Raw genomic sequence first — 21,624 nt, forward strand, 5'->3', positions numbered from 1 at the left:
GTCCTGCACCACTGCCGGACCGCCGGAGTCCCCGTAGCAGGCCGTGTCCGTCGGGGTGCCGGCGAAGCACAACTCCCCACCTCCCTTGATCCCGGGGCAGTCCTGTGCCGGCAGCACCCTGGTGTCCAGCTGTTTCAACTGCCGGGTGGTCCCGATGGTCCGGGGTTTCCCGGTGATCCGGGGTTCCCGGACGGTCCGGGGTTCCCGGGTGGTCCCCAGGGGTTCCCAGGTGATCCGGGGTTCCCGGTAGGGCCGTTCGGCTGAGCCGGGCATGGTGAAGAGCTGCTCCGGCGGATGTTCGTCTCATCCGCCGGAGCAGCTCTTCGTGCGTTTGCGGAAAACCTCCGCGTCGGCGGGACGAGTACGGGCCCGAGCAGGACGATGCCCGTCACCGAGCGACTGTGCTCGGTGACGGGCATGTCGGGCTGCGTGTGCTCCACGGGGGTGGACGCGGGCATAGCCCGAGTCGCTTGGGCTGCCGCGGTGTCACGGGCGCCGACCGGCGGTCGCATGCCGGTAGAGACGGGCGACGCGCTGCCGGACGGCGGCATCGAACTCGGGGGTCGGCTCCACGAACGTATGACGGACCGACTCCTCGACGACAGCGTACGGGGGCTCGTACAGATCTCTGTCGTCGATGTAGTCCGCGCCGGTGAGCGGCGCGTGCAGGTAGCTGTCGACCCAGGTCATGGGGGTCTCCTCAAGGGTGGGGAGTCGGAGGAACGGCCGGTGGAAGGACCTCCGGCCACACCCGCATCACACCGGCGACGGAAGTCCGACGCATCCACCTGAGGGCGGGTCGGCCCGGCCCGGAAGTCGGGCTTGGTGCGAGGGAGGGGACGCCGGACGGGAGCCCTGCTGGTTTGTCAGATTTCGACAAGACACGGCTCAACAGGGTCAAGCCGCTGAGTGGCGTGCCGACACCGGGCGTACTCCACGCCACACACCCTCACTGGCCGTTGGAGAACACATGAGATTGAGTTCCGGGGGACAGGTCGGGGGCGCGACCCGCGGCGGCAGCGTCGCCGTGACCTGTGAAAAGGACGGGCAGCCGGCGCGTTCCGCCCGACGCCGGACGATCCGCCCCCGTGGCGAACGGCAGGGAGACGGCCTCTCGCGGCCGCACCCGCGGCAACGGCACCGGCGGCGCCGGCCGAGCCCGCGGCCGACCAGACGCCGGCGCTGCTACGACGTCGCACTCGCCGTCGGGTCAGCCGGCTTCAACCTGCTCATGCTGCTCGTCGTCCTGCCCACGGCGCACGCGGCCGACCCCGCACTGGACGTGCCTACCGGACACCGGCTGACCGTGATCGTTGCGGTGGCGGTGCTCGGTTCTCTGAGCGAAGCGGTGCGCAGGTCGAGACCGCTCGTGCCCGCCGCGCTGGCGGTGGCGGACACGGCGCTGCAGGGATCCAGCATCCTCCTCCCCGCCAGCGTCTACACCCTCGTCATGCACAGTCGGCGCCGCTGGGCCGCGGTCGCCGTGACCGCCGGGCTGGTGCTGCCCTGGCTTCCGTTGTCGCCCCTCTTCGGTAGGTTCCCCGCCGATGCGCCGTGGGTCGCGGTGCTCGTGAGCAGGACAACGCACTCCCTGATCATGGTGGGCGTACCCCTCCTGGTCGCCTGGGCGGTACGCGGCCATCGGCTGCACATCAGCGTGCTGCACGACCAGGCGCAGCGGCTCAAGCGCGAGCAGGAGCTGCTGGCGTACAACGCGGCCCTGAAAGAGCGGGTCCGGCTGGCCCGGGACCTGCACGACGTGGTGGCCCACTACATCGGCCTCATCGTGATCCAGGCAGGGGCGCTGGAAGTCGGCGCACAGGCCGCCGGAGAGCGGACCGGCGCCCTGATCGGCGGCCTGGGGCGCCGGGCCATGACAGAGCTTCGGGACCTGGTCGACGTACTGCGTGATCCGGCCGCCGACAGCCGCAATTGCGCCGGCGGGCGGTGGTTGAGGGACGTTGCGGAGCTGGTGGAACGCGTCCGCCAGGCAGGGGTCGACGTCTCCTGGCGGACGACCGGAGAACTGCCGGACGCGGGGGCTGCCGCCTACAAGACGCTTTACCGAGCCGCCCAGGAGGGCCTTTCCAACGCGATGCGGCACGCTTCCGGCTCCTGGATCCGACTGGAGGTGACCGGTGACCGGAACAGGCTGGAGCTGACCGTGCGCAACGGACCACCGGCCGCTCCCACTGCGGCGGCCCGGCTGCCCAGCGGCGGGCGCGGCCTTGCCGGAGCGCTGGAGCGCGTCAACGAACTCGGTGGCCACCTGAGCTGGGCGCGCACCCCCGACGGGGGCTTCCGGATGCACGTGAGCATCCCGGCGCATGCCGAACGCCAGGCGGCCTGACCCCACGACAAGCCAGACCGGCGGTACGAATGACCGCACGGAAGAACGGAAGAGGGGAAGGGGCCTTGATCCGAGTGCTTCTCGTGGACGACGAGACGCTGGTCCGCCAGGGGATCCGCCTGGTGCTCGAGTCCGTCGACGACATCACGGTGGTGGGCGAGGCCGCCGACGGCTCCGGCATCGGCCATCTCGTGCGGCTGCACCGACCCGACGTCGTCGTCATCGACGTCAACATGCCCCGCGTCGACGGGCTCACCGCCATCCGCGGGATGGCCCAAATGCCGGGCCGGCCCCGCGTCGTGATGCTGACCGCACACGCCCTGGACGACCACCTGTACGCCGCACTGAGCGCCGGCGCCGACGGTTTCATCCTCAAGGACATCGCCCCACAGGAACTCATCGCCGCCATCCGCACCGTCGTGGCCGGAGACGCGTTGATCTCGCCCGCGATGACCCGCGGCCTCATCGAGCGCTACACCCACTCCACCAGCGCACGCGGCGGTCAGGCCCGGGAGCGGATCCGGTTTCTGACCCCCGGCCAGCGATATCTCCTCGCGCTGATCGCACATGGCATGTCCAACGCCCGGATCGGACAGAGCCTGGGCATGACCGAGTCCCGTGTCAAAGGCGAGGTGAGCCACCTGCTGAGGGTGCTGGAGCTGAGCAACCGGGTACAGGCGGCCACGCTGGCCTGCACCGCTGGCCTGCTCGACCAACCGCTCGGGCCGCCGCCGCGCACAGCGTGACGGGCGCAAACGCGCAGCGCAGGAGCGCACGGCTGCGGCGTCTGCCGTTGCCGTGCGCTCCTGGCCCAAGGGCGTTGTGGTCCCGCCGATCCGCTAGTCGGTGGGCCGGCCGGACGCAAGCGAGTCGATCTCGTCACCTTCCTCGGGCGTCGCGGCGAAGTTCATCCAGCCGCCGGCGCGGAGCCCGGCCCAGAAGACCGTGGCCGCGTAAGGGTGCCCCGAGGCCTTGAGGTCATCCCACAGCTGGTCATCGGCTTCGCGGCGCAGCGCGGACGGGTCCTGCTGGGTCCGGGCCGCGATGTTGGGGCCCACCGTGTACGCGAAGTCGTGCCGGATGCACGCGTCGACGATCTCCTGTGGGAGGTTCATGACCTGGCCGATCCCCGTGCAGCCGTTGGCGTAGAAGCTGTTCCTGAGACGCTGGTCCTGCGTGCCGGCCGACGACGCGCTCAGCGCGGCCTTCCGGATCTGCAGAAACTCGGACAGGGGCGCCTTCTTGAGCCTGTCGAAGAGTGCCCGGGAGAACACCGACCCGGGGTGACCGGCATCCGGGGCCACAGCGCCGTCGTTGTCGAGCCGCGGTGCCTCGTTGCCCCACAGCGCCCGCCCGCCGCGATGCTCCTGCTGCATGGCCCACTTGAGAGACGCGTCGCGGTTCGCCCACAGCACCTCGAGGTCCGCAGTGCTCAGCGTCTTGACCCGCTCGGGGTCCCCCGCCAGCTCCCGCTGGACCTGCACGAGCCGGCTCGCCACCGCCGACGCCTCCTCCCCGCCGCCGATGCCGCTGCCCGCGCAGTCCTCGGCCACTCCCCCCGGGGAATCGGCCGGGGAACTCTCGGTGGCTCCCGCGGACATGTGTCCCTCGGCCTGGTAGCTGGGACCGGAGCCCTCAGAACTCGGCGCGGTCCGCTCCGGGTTCGGGGCGGCCGGGGCCGGCAAGGTCGTGGGTGCCTGGGTTTCCGGCGTGACCGTCGCCCCGCCGACCGGGGTCGTTTGCGGCCACGCCGAGCAGTCGACGGACACCGCACCGCCCGGGCCCGCCGAGGCCTCGGCGCTGCTTGTGGCGCCGGGCTCGTCGGCGAAGGCGCCGGGCAGCGCCAGTGCTCCTGCCGCGACCACGGCCACCGCCGAGGCCGCAATCCACTTCTTCCTGTTGACGGGTCGATACGCTCGACGACTCACTGCTTCCTCCTGCGCATACGGTGCCCCGCCGGGCGGGGCTCGCTGTCCTGACGCAGGGAGCAAAGCGCCGACGAACGGTTCGGCTCGTCGGCCCTGAAGGGGATTCCGGTCGCGACGAAAGTGTCTTCGGGCAGTTACGGCTGCGGCGGCCGGAATCGGCGGCCGCGCAGGGCCAGTTCCAGTGCGAGGCAGATGTCCGGTTCGGACAGTGCCTGCCCGAACAGGGCATGCAGTCGGCGCATGCGGTAGCGCACCGTCTGCGGGTGAACGTTCAGCGCCCGGGCGACCTCCGGCGCAGCACGCCACTGAAGCCACGCCAACAGCGTGGTCTCCAACTGCTCCCTGCGCAGCGGAGTGCACCGGTTCAGCGGCTCCAGCAGGGCCGCGGCGAGTGAGTCCGCCACCTGCCGGTTGTTCGCCAGGATCCAGCCGGCCGGATGGTCCACGGCGCGGTGGACGCCGCGCGCATTGCGCCCCAGCTCCGTCAGGACATACTCCGCCCAGCGCAACGACGGTCCGGCGAGCGCGAGGGGAACGCTCGGGCCGACGACGGCCGGGGAGCCGCAGAAGGCGGCGCCGAGCGCGGTGGCCGCGTTGCGGCCGGGGGCGGAGCCGGTTTCGGCGACGAGCACACGCACCCGGTTCGCGGACACCTGCGGTAGCACTCGACAGCCGCCCGGGACATGGATGCTCGTACGGACGTCTCGGGAAACGACCACCTGCACGGACTGGGGCAGCGGCCAGCACGCGGCCGCCGCCAGTTGTTCCAGATCGCGACGGTGCAATCTCTGTTCACCGGTGAGAGCCGCGAACAGTTGCTGCCGGGCGGCGCACAGCCGACCACCGGTGGGCGGTTCGGACGGATGGGGGGAGGCGTTCTCGGGGCCCTTCGACGGGCGGGTGACGCGGGGCGTGGGCTCAGGGTGTGGGAACAGTGGGGGGYTCCCTGGTGAGGCTGATCTTGGGGTCGCGCCATTACCTCAGGCCTCCGGAAGCACCGCCAGGGGTGCCGGCAAGTCCTGTGTTGAACGTGTTGAACGTTGAACTTCCGGGTGCGTCTCAACGAGCGCAGGGAACCCCCATCAATGTCCGTAGGGGCGCGCGGGCACCGGGCCCCGTGGCAGCAGGCCCTGCGTCTGCTGCAGCAGGTCGGCGGCCGGCCTGGCCCGGCCGAAGGCGCCGACCTTGCGCAACAACTCGCCCAGAAAGCCTGCCATGTCGGCGCTGCGGAGCCGGGAGAAGTCGGGGAGGAGCTGCTGGAGCGTGGCACATGCTTCGTCCAGGAGCCCCAGCCGGAGCTGGGCATTGGCCGTGCCCGCCACGACGGCGACGCGGGAGCGGCGGTTCCCCTGCGGGACGTGCCGCAGCGATGTGAGCATCGCCGGCACCACGTCGCCGGGCCGGTTTTGGAAGACAAGGACCCCGGCCCGCTGCCAGTGGTATGTGTACAGCCGCACCTCAGTGGTGGCGGATGAACCGGTGCACCGGGACAGGTTCTGCTCGGCGTTGTCCAGGCACCGCTGGGCGGCCCGCATGTCATCGACGGCCGCGTACGCTATCGCGAACTCGCCCTGGGCGAAGGAGACCGTGTCCGGAGCGCAGGCGGTGAGCAGAACCTGGGCCGCGTCGGCCAGGTGGGCCGCCTTGCGGTACTGGCCCAGATCGCGCGCCACCGTGGCCGACCTGGCCAGTACCGTGACGTACATCGTCCGGTCGTCCGCGCCCCGGGCCAGCTGCGCCGCGATGCCCAGATAGCGCTGGGTGAAACCGTAGTGGCCGTCCTCGAAGTACATCAGCGCCAGCCGCAGCGTCAGTTCCGCGGCCCTGGACATGAGGGCCGTACGAACTCCGTCGGCCATGGGGGAGCGCAGCCAGACGGCCACGTCGTCCGCGAGGCAGGCGGCGAGAGCGCTGGTGCCGTGGCCGCCGCCGAACGCATCCCAGACCTCGTTGTAGAACCGGCCCATGGCCTCCAGGGCGTCGACCTCACTCATCCCGATCCGCCAGGGCGGACCTCCGGTGGACGGCCGTTGCACCGGACCACGCAGGCCGGTGCCGCCCGCGCTGTCGTCGTCCGCCCAGTCCGGCGACGGCCAGTCGCCGGCCAGGAGGTTCCGGCGCATCGACTCCCTGAGCACGGGATCGAGATAAGCCTCTCTGAGTTCTCCGAGCCTCACCAAGGGATCGGGGGATCCCGGCAATGCGGCTCCGGGCATGTCCGGAGGCGCCAGTCCGGTGTCCGTGACGGTGACGGTCCGGCCGAGCTTGCGCGAGAGCGCCTCTGCGGCCAATTCGGGGACGGGCGGCCGGGGACGGACGCCCCGGACCCACTGGGCGACGGCCGTCCGGTCGTAGCGCAGCCGGAGCCCGGACGAAGCGCCGAGGGTGTTGACGGTGCGGGCCAGCGCCTCGTACGTCCAGTCCGACTCGCGGATCAGCTCGCGCAGCCGGTCGTTCGGGGTGCGGTGATCGGTTCTGCTCATGGCCTGTTCTCTGGGGGTGCGAACGGCATCGGAAGCGGAGGCACGAGCGACCGCAGCCAGGAACTGGGTGCCGCCGCGGCAGCCCCGGGATCCCCACGGTCATGGATCCCTGCAGATTCCCAGATTCCGACCTCGGCGGGAACGTGGCCTGCCGCCCGCTCTGACGGGCTTGCGAGCAGAAACGTTCCATGAATTCTCGCCGTTCAGCGTGAAGTGGTCGACGACCTCGGCCAGGCCCGGAACCAGCGCCCCGTCACTCGACAGAGGCGACGAAGGCTGTAAAGACGTAGAGACCACAAAGTGGTGTGCGCCCACCGCACGAGGGCGCACACCACTTTGTCGTCTCCGACGGCACTTGAGGCCGTGAGATGCCATACGTGAGAAGCCGTAGGGGAAGGCCCTCAGATCACCGGCCCTCGTCGGTCACCGGCTCTCCTCTGCCACCGTCTCTCCCCCGTCACCGGCCGTCGTCCCGCCGTGCGGCTTCCTCCTCGGCCTCCTTCGCCTGGACCTCGGGGTCCAGGTCCGACTGACCGCTGCCGTCCACGGACGTGAGGCGGCTCGACTCGGGTACTTCCGTCGCGGCCGGCGGCTCGACCAGCCAGTCCGGGTTGGCCTGCTTGTCCCACCACTTCCACACGGCGACGGCGCCGCCGGCGAGGACGCACAGCACGGCCACCATCTTCACCGCGCGGCCGGCCCTGGCACGCCGTTCGTGCTTGCGGACCAGTCGCTGGATCTCCTGCGGCGAGACCTGACCGCGCAGCGCGGCCAGTGCGGCGGCACCGCGCGCGGTGGCCTCGTCCCGCACGGGCCCGGCCGCGGCGACCGCCTGCTCGATCCTCGGCTTGGAGTAGTCGGCGGCCTGCCGTGCCGCCTTGCGCGTACGGATGGCTGCTTCGTGAGCGGCTTGGTCGACCTTCGGCGGCACATGGGTAAGGGCCTGCTCCAGCCGCGGTGCCAGATACGCGTCGTACTGGAGACGGGCTTGTGCGCGGGCCTGCTCGGTGGCCTGCGACATCATCGGCGCCAGCCGTACGCGTGCCTCGTGCGCATACAGTGCGGCCCTGTCCTTGGCGGTGTCGGCGTAGGGCGCCACCACTTCCGCGGCGTGCAGCACGCTGTCCTTCGCCGAGCCGGTTGCGGCGCGCACGCTGTCGATGCGGGTCACGGGATCCTCCTCCTCGGTGGCGTACGGTAATTCGACTTTCCACCCTTTTACGGATCATGCCTGTCGGAACGCTCCGCGGCATGTGAGGGCGGGCATATGGGTGCCGATGAGCTTGATCAAACGCACTAGCGGACCAATGCGGTGCAACGGTGGCTTGTCGTCGACAATGCCACGGTTCGCCGCCTCGCGCCCCCGCCGCGGACCCACTCGCCCACTTTTCTGCGAGAGATCTGCGAGAGATCTGCGAGAGAAGCGCCCGGTTGCGTGCCGGTGAACGAGTGCCGGGCGACGGACGCCGCAGTCCATGCGAGGATCGGGGAGTCACAGGAAGACAACGGAAGGCAGATCGTGGCTGAGCAGCTTTACGCCACCCTGAAGACCAACCACGGCGACATCGAGGTCCGGCTCCTCCCGAACCACGCGCCGATCACGGTCAAGAACTTCGTCGAACTCGCTCAGGGCGAGCGTGAGTGGACGAACCCCGCCACCGGCGAGAAGTCGACGGCCAAGCTCTACGACGGCACGGTCTTCCACCGGGTCATCAGCGGCTTCATGATTCAGGGCGGTGACCCGCTGGGCAACGGCACCGGCGGTCCCGGTTACCAGTTCCAGGACGAGTTCCACCCGGACCTCGGCTTCGACAAGCCCTACCTGCTGGCCATGGCCAACGCCGGCCCCGGTACCAACGGCTCGCAGTTCTTCATCACCGTTTCCCCGACGACGTGGCTGAACCGCAAGCACACGATCTTCGGCGAGGTCAGCGACGGCGCCAGCCAGAAGGTCATCGACGCCATCGCCACCGCGCAGACGAACCCGCGCACCGACCGTCCCCTCAAGGACGTCGTCATCGAGTCGGTCGTCGTGGAGACCCGCGAGGGCTGAGCGACACCTCGCACGGGGAACCAAACGCCCCGCTCGTCCGTAAGGATGAGCGGGGCGGTGCATGAGGACGTGCATCGCGCACGACGACCAAGGGGACCTCATGGACCAGCAGGCAGGCAGCCCGCAGGACGCCCAGAGCCCGCCCGGCTGCTACCGCCATCCGGACCGCGAGACCGGCATCCGCTGCACCCGCTGCGAGCGGCCCATCTGCCCCGAATGCATGGTCAGCGCCTCGGTCGGCTTCCAGTGCCCCGACTGCGTCCGCAGCGGCTCCGGCACCGGACACGCCCCCACCGCCGCCCAGCCCCGCACGATCGCGGGCGGCACCATCGCCGCCGACCCGCGACTGGTCACCAAGATCCTGATCGGGATCAATCTCGCGGTCTTCATCGCGGTCCAGGCCAGCACGACGTTCCTGAACGACGTCGTCCTCATCGGCTCCTGGCCGCCCGCCCCCTTCAACCCCACCGAGGGTGTCGCCGAGGGCGAATGGTGGCGCCTGGTGACCTCGATGTTCACCCATGAGGCCATCTGGCACTTCGCCTTCAACATGCTCAGCCTGTGGTGGCTCGGCGGCCCTCTCGAAGCCGCCCTCGGCCGCGCCCGCTATCTCGCGGTCTACTTCTGCTCGGGCCTCGCGGGCAGCGCCCTGGCCTATCTGCTGGCCTCCCCGACCACGGCCACGCTCGGCGCCTCCGGCGCCATCTTCGGCCTCTTCGGCGCGACAGCCGTCCTCATGCGGCGCCTCAACTACGACCTGCGGCCGATCATCGCGCTGCTGGTGATCAACCTGATCTTCACCTTCAGCCCAGGATTCAACATCTCCTGGCAGGCCCACATCGGCGGCCTGGTCGCCGGCGTCGTCATCGGCTACGCGATGGTCCATGCCCCGCGTGAGCGTCGGGCACTGGTCCAGTACGGCACATGTGCGCTGGTCCTGGCCGTTGTCGTCATCATGACCGTGCTGAGGACGGCCCAGCTCACCTGAGCCAGGACGTTATCCACGTGAGCGGCCCTGTTGTCCACAGCGTGTGGCGGATCTTGTGCGTACCGTGCGGGAACGGTCACGCCCCCTGCCTTCGACCCGTGTTATCGCAGGTCAGACAGGGGGCGTACATGTGTTCGGAATGCCTTCGGGTGACCGGTGTGGCAGTCATACCGGCGTCAACGTCCGATGGGTTATCCACAGATCGTCGTCTTTTCCCCAGTCAGCTTGTGGAAATTGCTGCAAGGCTGTGGATAACTCAGCGGATAGTCCTGGGCAGAGCTGCGTTCACCGCGACGTGGCCGAGGGTTCGGGTGCTACTTCCACTGGGTGGAGACGCCGAATCCGGCGGCGATGAAGCCGAAGCCCACCACGATGTTCCAGTTGCCCAGCGCCTCGATGGGCAGCGAACCGTCGGTCACGTAGAAAACGACGATCCATGCCAGACCGAGGATGAACATGGCCAGCATCACAGGTGCGACCCAGGCGCGGCTGGTCAGCTTGATGGCGGTCGCCTGCTTCGACTGCGGCGGCGTGTAGTCGGCCTTCTTGCGGATACGTGACTTCGGCACGAGGGTCTCTCCTGTCGATGCGCTGCGTGGCCGCGCAGGGAACTTGGTCGGGCTCGGGGCAGCGTACAAGGGGACTCTGATTGCTCCCCCGGGCGTCCGTTAGCGTAGTGCTTCCGCGGCGCCGAAGGAGATAAGGGTACGTTGAGCAATTCTGCCGACTCTCCCCCTACGGGATCCAGCCCTGCCCGCGGCCGTTTCCGGCCGGTGCGGGTGCTCACCGCGGCGGTCTTCGCTCTCGCCGGGCTCATTTTCTTCACCAGTTTCAACACGGCCAAGGGCACCAATATCCGCACGGATGCCTCGCTGCTGAAGCTTTCGGACCTCATTCATGAGCGTAGTCGTGGGAACGGTGAGCTGGGCGAGGCGAACGCGTCCCTGCGTGACGACGTGGAGGCACTCGCCGAGCGGGACGACGGCAGCACCAAGGCGGAGGACGAGAAGCTGGCCGGGCTGGAGCACAGTGCCGGGACCCAGAAGCTCACGGGTGAGGCCATCACGGTCACGCTCAATGACGCCCCGCCGGACGCCACCGCCAAGCTCCCGGGGTATCCCGAGCCGCAGCCGGACTACCTGGTGATCCACCAGCAGGACCTCCAGGCCGTGGTCAACGCGCTGTGGCAGAGCGGCGCCAAGGGCATCAAGGTCATGGACCAGCGGCTGATCTCCACCAGCGCCGTGCGCTGCGTGGGCAACACCCTGATCCTCCAGGGCCGGGTCTACTCACCGCCGTACAAGATCACGGCGGTCGGGGATCCGGAGAAGATGCAGCAGGCGCTCGCTGCCTCGAAGGCGATCCAGAACTACATGGTCTACGTCAACGTCTACGGCCTCGGCTGGAAAGTCACCGAGGACGGGACGGTGACTCTGCCCGGCTACTCGGGCACAGTGGATCTGCAGTACGCCAAGCCCGTGGAGTGATCTTCCCTGGAGCTGCCGGTGCGCGTCGTCGTGAGGACCGTCAGCGAACTGTGCATCACCGTCGGCGCCGTGATCGTCCTTTTCGTCGTCTACGTCCTGTTCTGGACCGGTGTGAAGGCCGACACCGTCATGGACGACCAGATCGATCAGTTGCAGGAGCAGTGGGCGCAGGGGGCCGTGGGCCCGACGGACGCGGCTCCGGGCGGTGCGGCGAGTCCGGGAGCGAGCGCGAGTCCGCCGAAGCCGGCGCCGTACGCGGCGGACAAGCCCTTCGCGATCATGTACATCCCGCGTCTTGGTTTCACGTGGAACAAGCCGGTCCTCGAAAGCACGGCCACCAAGACCCTGAAGAAGGGCCTCGGCCACTACGCGAGCACCGCCCAGCTCGGTCAGAAGGGCAACTTCTCGGTCGCCGGTCATCGGCGCACCTACGGCGATCCCTTCAAGGACTTCCCCAGGCTGCGGCCCGGTGACGCGGTGGTGCTGACCGACGGAACGACCTGGTTCACGTATCGGATCGACAAAGGCCCCTACAAAACCCTGCCCACGGACGTTGAGGTGATTGACCCTGTGCCCCGTAACTCGGGGTACACGCGTGAAGGCCGGTATCTGACGCTGACCACGTGCGATCCCGAGTGGGGGCACAGTCATCGGCTCATCGTGTGGGCTCACCTGGATTCCACCCAGCCCGTGGAGGCCGGGAAACCGGAGGCGTTGCGCCGTTAGTCTGTTGGCTGTACGGCGTGAGTCTGGGTGCCGTGGTGCGACGGAAGGGACGGCATGTACGGCTGGATCTGGCGGCATCTGCCGGGCAATGCGTGGGTGAAGGCGCTGCTCTCGCTCGCGCTGGCCATGGCCGTCGTCTACGTCTTGTTCAACTACGTCTTCCCGTGGGCCGAACCGCTCCTGCCCTTCAACGATGTGACGGTGGACAACCAGTGAGCGCGCGCATTCTGGTCGTGGACAACTACGACAGCTTCGTCTTCAACCTGGTCCAGTACCTCTACCAGCTGGGCGCCGAGTGCGAGGTGCTGCGCAACGACGAGGTGTCGACGACGCACGCCCAGGACGGCTTCGACGGCGTACTGCTGTCGCCGGGCCCGGGGACGCCGGAGGAGGCGGGCGTGTGCGTGGACATGGTCCGGCACTGCGCCTCGACCGGGGTGCCGGTCTTCGGTGTCTGTCTCGGCATGCAGTCGATGCAGGTGGCGTACGGCGGTGTCGTGGACCGTGCGCCGGAGCTGCTGCACGGCAAGACCTCGCTGGTCGAGCACGAGGGCAAGGGCGTCTTCGCGGGCCTGCCGACGCCGTTCACGGCGACCCGCTACCACTCCCTGGCGGCGGAGCCGGCGACGGTCCCGGCCGACCTGGAGGTCACCGCGCGCACCCATGACGGCATCATCATGGGCCTGCGCCACCGCGAACTCCCGGTCGAGGGCGTGCAGTTCCACCCCGAGTCGGTGCTGACCGAGCACGGGCACCGGATGCTGGCCAACTGGCTGGTGGAGTGCGGCGACCAGGGTGCGGTGGCGAGGTCGGCGGGGCTCGCCCCGGTGGTGGGCAGGGCCTCGGCGTGACCGCCCTGCGCCCTGAGCGCGAGTCCGGCGCCGCGTACGGGGAGTCCTTCACGGACTCCTACGGCGACGCCGGCGACCAGGGAACCTCGTACGGGCAGCAGCCGTACGAGGGGTCCGGTGCGCTCGGGGAGTGGTACGGCGGGGAGAACTACGGAGCCGAGGAGTACGGCAGTCAGGGCTACGGCGGCGAAGTGCCGCCCGCGGCCGCCGTCCAGGAGCCGTACGCGGAGCCGTACATACCTCCGCCGGACGACGAGACCGTAGCCCTGCGGATCGCGGATCCGCCGCCCCCCGGCGAGGCCCTACGGCCCTCTCCCGCCTCTTCCGCCACTTCCGCCTCTTCCACCCCGACGGGCGGCCGTGCGGCCCGCAGGAAGGCCGCCAAGCGGCGTCATGGGCGTCATGGCGGCTCCCGCCCGCTGCCGGAGGCCGACGAGGCGGGCTCGGAGAGCTCCGGCGCCCCCCTGTCCCGCATGGAGGCCCGCCGGCAGGCCAAGGCGCGCAGGCCCAGCCCGGCAACCGTCGCCAGCCGGGCGATCGGTGAGGTGTTCATCACCACCGGCGTGCTGATGCTGCTGTTCGTGAGCTACCAGCTGTGGTGGACCAACGTCCGGGCGCACGCACAGGCGGACAAGGAAGCCAGCAGCCTCCAGGAGGACTGGGCGAGCGGCAAGGGCAACCCGGGGACCTTCGAGCCGGGGCAGGGCTTCGCCCTCCTGCACATCCCGAAGCTGGACGTCGTCGTCCCGATCGCGGAGGGCATCAGCAACAAGAAGGTGCTCGACCGGGGCATGGTCGGCCACTACGGCGAGGGCAAGCTGAAGACGCCGATGCCGGACGCCAAGACCGGCAACTTCGGCCTGGCCGGCCATCGCAACACCCACGGCGAACCGTTCCGCTACATCAACCGGCTCGCCCAGGGCGACGCGATCGTCGTGGAGACGCAGGACAAATACTTCGTGTACAAGATGGCGTCGATCCTGCCGGTGACGTCGCCGAGCAATGTGAGCGTGCTGGATCCGGTTCCGCCGGGGTCCGGTTTCACCGGGCCGGGCCGCTACATCACACTCACGACGTGCACGCCGGAGTTCACCAGTAAGTACCGGTTGATCGTCTGGGGCAAGATGGTCGAGGAACGGCCGCGCAGCAAGGGCAAGCCGGATGCGCTCGTCAGTTAAGGGCAGATGAAACGTGGCAGCGACCACCGAGGGCACGGAAGACCACACGTCCGCGCCCGCCTCACGACGCCCCCCGGCTCGCCGCCGGGGTATGGGCCGGATCGCGATGGCGGTCAGCGTCTTCGGCGAACTCCTCATCACGGCGGGCCTGGTGCTGGGCCTGTTCGTCGTCTACTCACTGTGGTGGACGAACGTCATCGCCGACCGGGCGGCGGACAAACAGGCCGACAAGGTCCGTGACATCTGGGCCCACCAGGACGAGGACTCCGGCCGTCCCGCCGAGTTCGACGCCAAGAACGGCATCGGCTTCCTGCACGTCCCCGCGATGACGAAGGGCGACATCCTCGTCGAGAAGGGCACGACGTCGTCGATCCTCAACGACGGCGTCGCCGGCTACTACACCGACCCCGTCAAGGCGACCTTGCCGATGTCGGACAAGAAGGGCAACTTCTCCCTCGCCGCGCACCGGGACGGCCACGGCGCGAAGTTCCACAACATCCACAAGCTCGAGAAGGGCGACCCGATCGTCTTCGAGACGAAGGACAAGTGGTACGTCTACAAGGTCTACGCCGTCCTGGCCGAGACCTCGAAGTACAACGTCCAGGTCCTTTCCTCGGTCCCGAAGGAATCGGGAAAGACCAAGGCGGGCCACTACATCACGCTGACGACCTGCACGCCGGTGTACACGAGCCGGTACCGGTATGTGGTGTGGGGCGAGCTGGAGCGCGTGGAGAAGGTGGACGAGGAGCGGACGTTGCCCGAGGAACTGCGCTGACCGATGCGCTGACCGGAGCGTCGTACGAGTCGGCCCCGGCACCCTSATSAGGGTGCCGGGGCCTTCTTGTGATCTCGGAAACTCTTCCGTCAGCCGAAGATGCCGCCGTCGTTCCCGCCGTTGTTGTTCCCGCCGTTTTGGCCGAAGCCGACGGTGGTCAGCGTGACCTGGGTGTTCGCCGGGTCATCGACCTGTTGGTTGCCCTTCGGGTCCTGGTCCGTGACGAAGGCCGTGTCGCTCTGGTCACTGCCGTTGGCGAACTGGATGTTGGTGAAGCCGGCCGCCGCCAGAGTCTGCTTGGCCTGGCCCACCGTCTGACCCACGACGCTCGGCACCGGGGTCTTCTGCTTGGCCTGCTTGCCGATCTGGATGGTCACCGTGGAGTTCTTGTCGGCCTCGCTGCCGGCCTGCGGCGACGTCCCGATGACCTTGCCGACCTGGTTCGGGTCCTGGGTGTCGACCTCGACGCAGTTACCGACCAGGTTGTTGGCCGTCATCTGGGCCTTGGCGGCGTCGCAGGTCTGGTTGAGGACGTCCGGGACGGTGGACTTCTCCTCCGCCTTGGCGACGGTGAGGGTGACCTCCGAACCCTTCTCGACTTCCTCGCCCTTGACGGGGTCCTGGTCGAGGACGGTGTTCTCCTCGTCCGGGGACTCCCGGAACTCCGTCTTCACCTTCAGCTGGTAGTCGTCACCCTCAAGCTTGTCCTTCGCCTCGTCCAGGTCCAGGCCGATCACGCTCGGCACCGTGACCTTCGGAGCGCCCTTCGACACCACGATGTCGACCGCGGAGCCCTTGTCGACCTCGGTCTTGGGCTCGGGGTTCTGCTCGCAGATGTTGCCCTTGGGCTGGTCCTCGCACTCCTTCTGCGTGACCTGCCCCAGCTTGAGATCGCTGTTGGTCAGCAGGTCCTTCGCGCTGGCCTGGGTCTCGCCCACGAGCGACGGGACCGGCACCTGGGAGTTGCTCGCGCTCTTGCCGTCGAAGACCCACTTGCCGATCAGGATCGCGCCGACGAGGACCAGGATGGCCGCGACGGCCAGCAGGATCGTCGAGGTGTTCGACTTCTTCTGGCGGCGCCGGTCCGGGCGGTCGTCGTAGCCGTAGCCGCCGTCGTCCGGGTTCATCGGCGGCAGCATCGACGTGGCGCCGGCGTCCGCGGAGCGCAGGGCCGTGGTCGGCTGGTCGTCCGGGTAGCCGCCGTAGCCCACCGAGCCCATGGCCGCCGTGGCGGCGACGGGCTGGCCGTCGAGGCACGCCTCGATGTCGGCACGCATCTCGTCGGCCGACTGGTAGCGGTAGTTGGGGTCCTTGGTCAGCGCCTTCAGGACGATCGCGTCCATCTCGGGCGTGATCTCCGGGTCGAAGACCGAGGGGGCCTGGGGCTCTTCCCGTACGTGCTGGTACGCGACCGCGACCGGGGAGTCGCCCACGAAGGGGGGCCTCACCGTCAGCAGCTCGTAGAGCAGGCAGCCGGTCGAGTACAGGTCGGACCGGTTGTCGACCTGCTCGCCCTTCGCCTGCTCCGGCGAGAGGTACTGGGCGGTGCCGATGACCGCCGACGTCTGCGTCATCGTCATGCCGGAGTCGCCCATGGCGCGGGCGATGCCGAAGTCCATGACCTTGACCTGGCCGTTGCGCGTCAGCATGACGTTCGCGGGCTTGATGTCGCGGTGGACGATGCCGTTGCGGTGGGAGTACTCCAGGGCCTGGAGGATGCCGATGGTCATCTCCATGGCGCGCTCCGGCAGCAGCTTGCGGCCACTGTGGAGCAGCTCACGAAGCGTGGAGCCGTCGACGTACTCCATGACGATGTACGGGATCGACACGTTGTCGATGTAGTCCTCGCCCGTGTCGTAGACCGCCACGATCGCGGGATGGTTGAGCGAGGCGGCCGACTGGGCCTCCCGGCGGAAGCGGGCCTGGAAGGACGGGTCGCGCGCGAGGTCCGCGCGCAGCGTCTTCACCGCCACGGTGCGGCCGAGCCGGGTGTCATGCGCGAGGTAGACCTCCGCCATGCCACCACGACCGAGCACCTGGCCCAGCTCGTACCGGCCGCCGAGGCGACGCGGCTCTTCCATAAGCTACCTACCAGCCCTCTCCGTCGGTCCCGACCTCACCCTTGTGGGTGGGGCGGCCTGCCGTCCGGGCATACCGTACCCGGCTCATCTTGTGTGACCTGGCCAAGCCCGTAACCCGATACAGGACCGGTATCGCAACGTGCACCGATGTGAAGGGGACGTGAGCAGGTTCACTTCTTGCTGTTGATGACCGCCTCCATGACGCTCTTGGCGATGGGTGCGGCGAGACCGCCACCGGAGATGTCGTCGCGGACGGCGTTCTCGTCCTCGATCACGACGGCCACGGCCACCGGCGAGCTGCCGTCCTCGGCCTTGGCGTAGGAGATGAACCACGCGTAGGGGTTCTCGCTGTTGTCCACACCGTGCTGGGCGGTACCGGTCTTGCCGCCCACCTTCACGCCGTCGATCTGCGCGTTCTTGCCGGTGCCCTCCTCGACGACCGTCTCCATCATGTCCTGGAGGATCTGCGCGTTGTCCGGCGACAGCGGCTTGCTCATCTCCTCGGGGTCCGTCTTCTCGATGGCGTCGAGGTTGTTGGTCTGGAGCTCGTCGACCATGTACGGCTTCATCAGCGTGCCGTTGTTGGCGACGGCCGAGGCGACCATGGCCATCTGCAGCGGGCTGGCGGCGGTGTTGAACTGGCCGATGGAGGACAGCGCGGTCTGCGAGGGGTTCATGTCGTCGGAGAAGACCGAGGCGCTGGTGCGGATCGGCGTGAACTGCTCCTCGGTGAAGCCGAACTTCTTGGCCGTCTCCAGCATCTTGTCGTTGCCCAGGTCGGAGCCGACCTTGCCGAACACGGTGTTGCAGGAATACTGCAGGGCGACCCGGAGCGTCGCGTTCTTGCAGGGGATATTGCCCTCGTTCTTCAGCACGGTCGTGGTCTCCGGCATGGTCCACGGCAGCGGCGTCTTCGTCTTCTCGTCCGCTTCCGTGTACAGGCCGTGCTCCAGCGCCGCGGCCGCGGTGACCACCTTGAAGGTGGAGCCGGGCGGGTAGACCTCGCGCAGCGCCCGGTTGAGCATCGGGTCGTCCGGGTTGGTCTTCTTCTGGAGCTTCTGCCACGCGTCGGTGTCGGTCGTCGTGGAGTTGCCGGCGAAGGACGCGGGGTCGTACGACGGGAAGGACGCCAGCGCGAGGATCTTGCCGGTGGACGGCTCGATGGCCGCGACGGCACCCTTGCCGCCCTGGCGCTTCAGACCGTCGTAGGCGGCCTTCTGCGCGGCGCCGTTGAGGGTGGTGACCACGTTGCCGCCCTCCTTCTCCTCGCCTGTGAGCATGTCGAGGGTGTTGCGGAAGAACAGCCGGTCGTCGTTGCCGGTGAGGATGCCGTCCTCGATGGACTCCAGCTGGTTGGCGCCGAAGGCCTGCGAGGCGTACCCGGTGACGGGCGCCCACATGGGGCCGTTCGTATAGGTGCGCTTGAACTTGAAGTCGCTGCCGGAGGTCTCCTGCGAGCCGGTGATCGCCTTGCCGTCGACGATGATGTTGCCGCGGGGGGTGCCGTAGCGCTCGATGGTGACGCGGCGGTTGCTCTTGTCGGTCCTGAGCTCGTCGGCCTGGACGTACTGGATCCAGTTGTCCCGGATGAGCAGAGCCAGGACGAGCAGTCCGCAGAAGATCGCGATCCGGCGTAGGGGCTTGTTCACGGACGGACCACCTGGGTCATCTCGGCGTCGGGGTTGGGCGCGGGGGCGGGCGCGGGGCGGCGGGCCGTGTCGCTGATGCGGAGCAGGATGCCGATCAGGGCCCAGTTGGCGATGACGGAGGAACCGCCGTACGCCACGAAGGGAAGCGTCATACCGGTCAGCGGGATGAGGCCCATGACACCGCCGGCCACGACGAAGACCTGGAGGGCGAAGGCGCCGGACAGGCCGACGGCCAGCAGCTTGCCGAACGGGTCGCGGGCCGCGAGTGCCGTGCGCACGCCGCGTTCCACGATCAGCCCGTAGAGCAGCAGGATCGCCATGACGCCCGCCAGGCCCAGCTCCTCGCCGAACGTGGCGAGGATGAAGTCGGAGTTGGCGGCGAAGCCGATGAGGTCGGAGTTGCCCTGGCCGAGACCGGTGCCGAGGGTGCCGCCGGAGCCGAAGGCCCACAGGGCCTGCATGGCCTGCTCGGAGTGGACGACGCCGTCGCTGATACCGGAGCGGCTGAGCTGGAACTCGCGCGCCGGGTCGAGCCAGGCCTGCACACGCGTCTGGATGTGGGACTCGAAGCTCGCCACACCTACGGCGCCGACCGCGGACATCAGCAGACCGAAGACGATCCAGCTGGTCCGCTCGGTGGCGACGTACAGCATGATGACGAACATTCCGAAGAACAGCAGCGACGTACCGAGGTCGGTCTCGAAGACCAGGATGAGGATCGAGATCACCCAGACGACGAGGATCGGACCGAGGTCGCGTCCGCGCGGCAGGTACAGCCCCATGAAGCGACGGCTGGCCAGGGCCAGGGCGTCCCTCTTGACCATCAGGTAGCCGGCGAAGAAGACGGCGAGGATGATCTTCGCGAACTCGCCGGGCTGGAGCGTGCCGAGGCCGGGGATCTTGATCCAGATCTTGGCGCCGTAGATGTTGGCGCCGAGTCCGGGCACGAGCGGCAGGATCAGCAGGAACAGCGCGGCGGCCATCGAGATGTACGTGTAGCGCTGCAGGACCCGGTGGTCCTTGAGGAAGATCAGCACGGCCACGAGCAGGGCGACGCCCATCGCGGAGTACAGCAGCTGGCGCGGTGCCGCCTGCACGAAGGCGTCGCTCTGCTGCAGTTTCTTCGACTGGTCCAGACGCCAGATCACGACCAGGCCGATGCCGTTCAGCAGGGTGGCCAGCGGCAGCATCAGGGGGTCGGCGTACGGCGCGAACTTCCGCACGGCCAGGTGGCCGATGCCCGCGAGCAGGCCGAGCCCGACGCCGTAGCTCAGCAGCCCGGGCGGCACTTGGTCATTGATCGCCAACCCCACGTTCGCGTAGGCGAAAACCGGGATGACAACCGCGAACACCAGCAGCGCGAGCTCGGTGTTGCGCCTGCTCGGCGCGCCGATCGCGCCGATCGTGGACGTGTGGTGTGTCGACGAGTTCGAAGTACTGCTCATGGTGTGACGGGGCCTCTCACGGCTTGCCTACTGCGTGCCGCAGTTCGTGACGACCTTCTGCTCTTCCTCCGAGAGCGTGGGTCCGGGGCTTGGCGTCGCAGTCGGTGACGGGGAGGTGGAGGAGTTCGGGGGCGGGGACTTGGTGGACGCCGAGGGATTCGGTGTCGGTGTCGCCTTGGACGTAAGGGAGGTACGGGTGGTTCCCGTGGTGCCTCCGGCCTCGCCCTCGCCCGTCTTGGCGTTCTGCTCGCTCTGGGCGGCCTGCTGGTCGGACCGCTTCTTGCACGCGGAGGCCTGCAGGGCCAGCTCGTCGACCTTCGCCTGGGCGTCCTTCAGACCGCCCTCGGTGATGGTCGCCTCGACCAGCTTCTGCTGGTACGGCGGCAGGTACTTGAGTTCGATCTCGGGGTGGTCCTTCTCCACCTTCGAGAGCGAGACCCAGGCCAGGTCCTGGCTGATCCCGCGGTACAGGGCGACGTGTCCCTCGTTCGTGCCGACGTAGTACTGCGTCTGCGTCCAGCGCCAGCCGCCGTACAGCCCGCCGCCGATGACGGCGAGCGCCAGGGCCGAGTAGAAGGATCTCTTCAGCCACTTGCGGCCCCTGCGGGGCTTGACGAAGTCGTCGTCGGTGTAGTCGCCGAAGCCGCCCGCCGGGGCGTAACCGGTGGTGTCGCCGGAGCCGGGCGGGCCGAACTCGCCGCCCCCGCCGCCCTGKCCGGGCACCTGGCGGCCCAGCCCGGAGGCGCGGCCGGCCGGGGTCTGCATGATGCCGTTGTCGTGCGGGTGGTGCTGCTGGTTCTCCGCGACCGCGCCGACCACGACCGGGGTGTCGGACAGCTGCCCGGCCAGGGTGTCGCCGGTGTCCAGGTCGAGGACGTCGGCGATGATCACGGTGATGTTGTCGGGGCCGCCGCCGCGCAGCGCGAGCTGGATGAGCTCCTGGACGGTCTCCTGCGGGCCCTGGTAGCTGGCGAGGGTGTCCTCGAGGGTCTGGTGGGACACGACGCCGGAGAGGCCGTCGGAGCAGATCAAGTACCGGTCGCCGGCGCGGACTTCACGGATGGACAGGTCGGGCTCGACATGGTCGCCGCTGCCCAGCGCGCGCATCAGGAGGGACCGCTGCGGATGCGTGGTCGCCTCCTCCTCGGTGATGCGGCCCTCGTCGACGAGGCGCTGCACCCAGGTGTGGTCCTGCGTGATCTGCGTGAGGACGCCGTCGCGCAGCAGGTAGGCGCGCGAGTCGCCGACGTGCACGAGGCCGAGGCGCTGCCCGGTCCACAGCAGGGCCGTGAGCGTGGTGCCCATGCCCTCCAGCTGCGGGTCCTCGTCGACCATCGAGCGCAGCTGGTCGTTGGCACGCTGTACGGCGGTGCCGAGCGAGGTGAGGATGTCCGAGCCGGGGATGTCGTCGTCGAGGGCGACGATCGTCGAGATGGCCTCCGACGAGGCGACCTCGCCCGCGGCCGCGCCACCCATGCCGTCGGCGATGGCGAGCAGGCGCGGTCCGGCGTATCCGGAGTCCTCGTTGCCCTCCCGGATCATGCCTTTGTGCGATCCGGCGGCAAAGCGCAGTGACAGACTCATGCGCACCTCGCCCGTTGGCTCCGGGTACATCCGCACGGTGCCCACC

Annotated in this window: 21 protein-coding genes; 10 read left to right on the top strand and 11 right to left on the bottom strand. The window is 68.8% G+C overall.

Annotation, left to right across the window (positions count from 1 at the left end; all coding sequences use genetic code 11):
• Both EAO75_RS42595 and EAO75_RS42600 read right to left on the bottom strand, forming a co-directional pair.
• On the bottom strand, positions 1–273 hold a 273-nt coding region (locus tag EAO75_RS42595; RefSeq protein ID WP_148000612.1), incomplete at its 3' end, for a trypsin-like serine protease.
• Positions 274–486: 213 nt separating this feature from the next.
• Positions 487–690 (bottom strand): hypothetical protein, encoded by a 204-nt coding sequence (locus EAO75_RS42600; RefSeq protein ID WP_148000351.1) that lies wholly within the window; start codon positions 688–690, stop codon positions 487–489.
• Between the two features lie 541 nt (positions 691–1,231).
• Here EAO75_RS42600 and EAO75_RS42605 point away from each other — a divergent pair.
• Together EAO75_RS42605 and EAO75_RS42610 are read left to right on the top strand one after the other, a co-directional pair.
• Positions 1,232–2,350 carry a sensor histidine kinase gene (locus EAO75_RS42605; RefSeq protein WP_187284794.1) on the top strand — a complete coding sequence of 373 codons (1,119 nt, stop codon included), beginning with the start codon at positions 1,232–1,234 and terminating at the stop codon, positions 2,348–2,350.
• A 74-nt stretch (positions 2,351–2,424) separates the two neighbouring features.
• Complete coding sequence (locus EAO75_RS42610) at positions 2,425–3,096, top strand: response regulator (protein WP_261989677.1); 672 nt, start codon at positions 2,425–2,427, stop codon at positions 3,094–3,096.
• 93 nt (positions 3,097–3,189) lie between these two features.
• Here the strand turns inward: EAO75_RS42610 and EAO75_RS42615 are convergent, their stop codons facing one another.
• The 4 genes from EAO75_RS42615 to EAO75_RS42630 all read right to left on the bottom strand — a co-directional run bounded on the left by EAO75_RS42615 (position 3,190) and on the right by EAO75_RS42630 (position 7,932).
• Positions 3,190–4,278 carry a hypothetical protein gene (locus EAO75_RS42615; RefSeq protein WP_148000354.1) on the bottom strand — a complete coding sequence of 363 codons (1,089 nt, stop codon included), beginning with the start codon at positions 4,276–4,278 and terminating at the stop codon, positions 3,190–3,192.
• A 134-nt stretch (positions 4,279–4,412) separates the two neighbouring features.
• Positions 4,413–4,931, bottom strand: a complete 519-nt coding sequence (locus EAO75_RS46305) for a helix-turn-helix domain-containing protein (protein ID WP_187284795.1) — start codon at positions 4,929–4,931, stop codon at positions 4,413–4,415.
• A 429-nt stretch (positions 4,932–5,360) separates the two neighbouring features.
• Positions 5,361–6,761: a hypothetical protein gene (locus EAO75_RS42625; protein WP_148000356.1), complete on the bottom strand. Its 1,401-nt coding sequence runs from the start codon at positions 6,759–6,761 to the stop codon at positions 5,361–5,363.
• 457 nt (positions 6,762–7,218) lie between these two features.
• Positions 7,219–7,932, bottom strand: coding sequence for a DUF5324 family protein (locus tag EAO75_RS42630; protein WP_148000357.1), 714 nt, complete (start codon positions 7,930–7,932; stop codon positions 7,219–7,221).
• A gap of 348 nt (positions 7,933–8,280) precedes the next feature.
• Here EAO75_RS42630 and EAO75_RS42635 point away from each other — a divergent pair, with 348 nt between their 5' ends.
• Entirely contained in the window at positions 8,281–8,814 is a 534-nt protein-coding gene (locus tag EAO75_RS42635) for a peptidylprolyl isomerase (protein WP_148000358.1), read from the top strand.
• A 100-nt stretch (positions 8,815–8,914) separates the two neighbouring features.
• Positions 8,915–9,802: a rhomboid family intramembrane serine protease gene (locus EAO75_RS42640; protein WP_148000359.1), complete on the top strand. Its 888-nt coding sequence runs from the start codon at positions 8,915–8,917 to the stop codon at positions 9,800–9,802.
• Positions 9,803–10,116: 314 nt separating this feature from the next.
• Here the strand turns inward: EAO75_RS42640 and crgA are convergent, their stop codons facing one another.
• The gene (gene crgA / locus EAO75_RS42645) at positions 10,117–10,371 is read right to left on the bottom strand and encodes a cell division protein CrgA (protein ID WP_148000360.1); all 255 of its coding nucleotides are present in this window, start codon (positions 10,369–10,371) and stop codon (positions 10,117–10,119) included.
• A gap of 141 nt (positions 10,372–10,512) precedes the next feature.
• On the opposite strand from crgA, the gene EAO75_RS42650 reads away from it, so the two are divergent.
• Genes EAO75_RS42650 through EAO75_RS42675 form a run of 6 tightly spaced genes read left to right on the top strand, consistent with a single transcriptional unit; the run spans position 10,513 to position 14,819 of the window.
• A complete protein-coding gene (locus EAO75_RS42650; RefSeq protein ID WP_148000361.1) occupies positions 10,513–11,289 on the top strand; it encodes a DUF881 domain-containing protein in 777 nt (258 codons plus the stop codon).
• An 18-nt stretch (positions 11,290–11,307) separates the two neighbouring features.
• Entirely contained in the window at positions 11,308–12,015 is a 708-nt protein-coding gene (locus EAO75_RS42655) for a class E sortase (protein ID WP_148000362.1), read from the top strand.
• A 54-nt stretch (positions 12,016–12,069) separates the two neighbouring features.
• A complete protein-coding gene (locus EAO75_RS42660; protein ID WP_030945481.1) occupies positions 12,070–12,231 on the top strand; it encodes a hypothetical protein in 162 nt (53 codons plus the stop codon).
• Positions 12,228–12,866 (top strand): aminodeoxychorismate/anthranilate synthase component II, encoded by a 639-nt coding sequence (locus EAO75_RS42665; RefSeq protein ID WP_148000363.1) that lies wholly within the window; start codon positions 12,228–12,230, stop codon positions 12,864–12,866. Before EAO75_RS42660 ends, EAO75_RS42665 begins: the two co-directional genes overlap by 4 nt.
• Positions 12,863–14,044 (top strand): class E sortase, encoded by a 1,182-nt coding sequence (locus EAO75_RS42670; RefSeq protein WP_148000364.1) that lies wholly within the window; start codon positions 12,863–12,865, stop codon positions 14,042–14,044. Before EAO75_RS42665 ends, EAO75_RS42670 begins: the two co-directional genes overlap by 4 nt.
• A 13-nt stretch (positions 14,045–14,057) precedes the next feature.
• A complete protein-coding gene (locus EAO75_RS42675) occupies positions 14,058–14,819 on the top strand; it encodes a class E sortase (protein WP_148000365.1) in 762 nt (253 codons plus the stop codon).
• An 89-nt stretch (positions 14,820–14,908) separates the two neighbouring features.
• Here the strand turns inward: EAO75_RS42675 and pknB are convergent, their stop codons facing one another.
• From pknB to EAO75_RS42700, 4 genes are all read right to left on the bottom strand, one after another.
• A complete protein-coding gene (pknB, locus tag EAO75_RS42680) occupies positions 14,909–16,900 on the bottom strand; it encodes a Stk1 family PASTA domain-containing Ser/Thr kinase (protein WP_148000366.1) in 1,992 nt (663 codons plus the stop codon).
• Between the two features lie 170 nt (positions 16,901–17,070).
• Positions 17,071–18,549, bottom strand: coding sequence for a peptidoglycan D,D-transpeptidase FtsI family protein (locus EAO75_RS42690; RefSeq protein WP_148000367.1), 1,479 nt, complete (start codon positions 18,547–18,549; stop codon positions 17,071–17,073).
• On the bottom strand, positions 18,546–19,994 hold the full coding sequence (locus EAO75_RS42695) for an FtsW/RodA/SpoVE family cell cycle protein (protein WP_148000368.1): 1,449 nt from the start codon (positions 19,992–19,994) through the stop codon (positions 18,546–18,548). The genes EAO75_RS42690 and EAO75_RS42695 overlap by 4 nt, the downstream gene beginning before the upstream one ends.
• Positions 19,995–20,021: 27 nt before the next feature.
• Positions 20,022–21,608 (bottom strand): Stp1/IreP family PP2C-type Ser/Thr phosphatase, encoded by a 1,587-nt coding sequence (locus EAO75_RS42700; RefSeq protein WP_148000613.1) that lies wholly within the window; start codon positions 21,606–21,608, stop codon positions 20,022–20,024.
• Positions 21,609–21,624 lie beyond the last annotated feature (16 nt).

The sequence above is a fragment of the Streptomyces sp. UW30 genome (assembly GCF_008042075.1).
Taxonomy (GTDB): domain Bacteria; phylum Actinomycetota; class Actinomycetes; order Streptomycetales; family Streptomycetaceae; genus Streptomyces.

Bases quoted from the DNA above. Each gene is read 5' to 3' on its own strand.
- EAO75_RS42600 (WP_148000351.1), bottom strand. From the start codon at position 690: ATGACCTGGGTCGACAGCTACCTGCACGCGCCGCTCACCGGCGCGGAC.
- EAO75_RS42605 (WP_187284794.1), top strand. From the start codon at position 1,232: ATGCTGCTCGTCGTCCTGCCCACGGCGCACGCGGCCGACCCCGCACTG.
- EAO75_RS42625 (WP_148000356.1), bottom strand. From the start codon at position 6,761: ATGAGCAGAACCGATCACCGCACCCCGAACGACCGGCTGCGCGAGCTG.
- EAO75_RS42640 (WP_148000359.1), top strand. From the start codon at position 8,915: ATGGACCAGCAGGCAGGCAGCCCGCAGGACGCCCAGAGCCCGCCCGGC.
- EAO75_RS42660 (WP_030945481.1), top strand. From the start codon at position 12,070: ATGTACGGCTGGATCTGGCGGCATCTGCCGGGCAATGCGTGGGTGAAG.
- pknB (WP_148000366.1), bottom strand. From the start codon at position 16,900: ATGGAAGAGCCGCGTCGCCTCGGCGGCCGGTACGAGCTGGGCCAGGTG.
- EAO75_RS42695 (WP_148000368.1), bottom strand. From the start codon at position 19,994: ATGAGCAGTACTTCGAACTCGTCGACACACCACACGTCCACGATCGGC.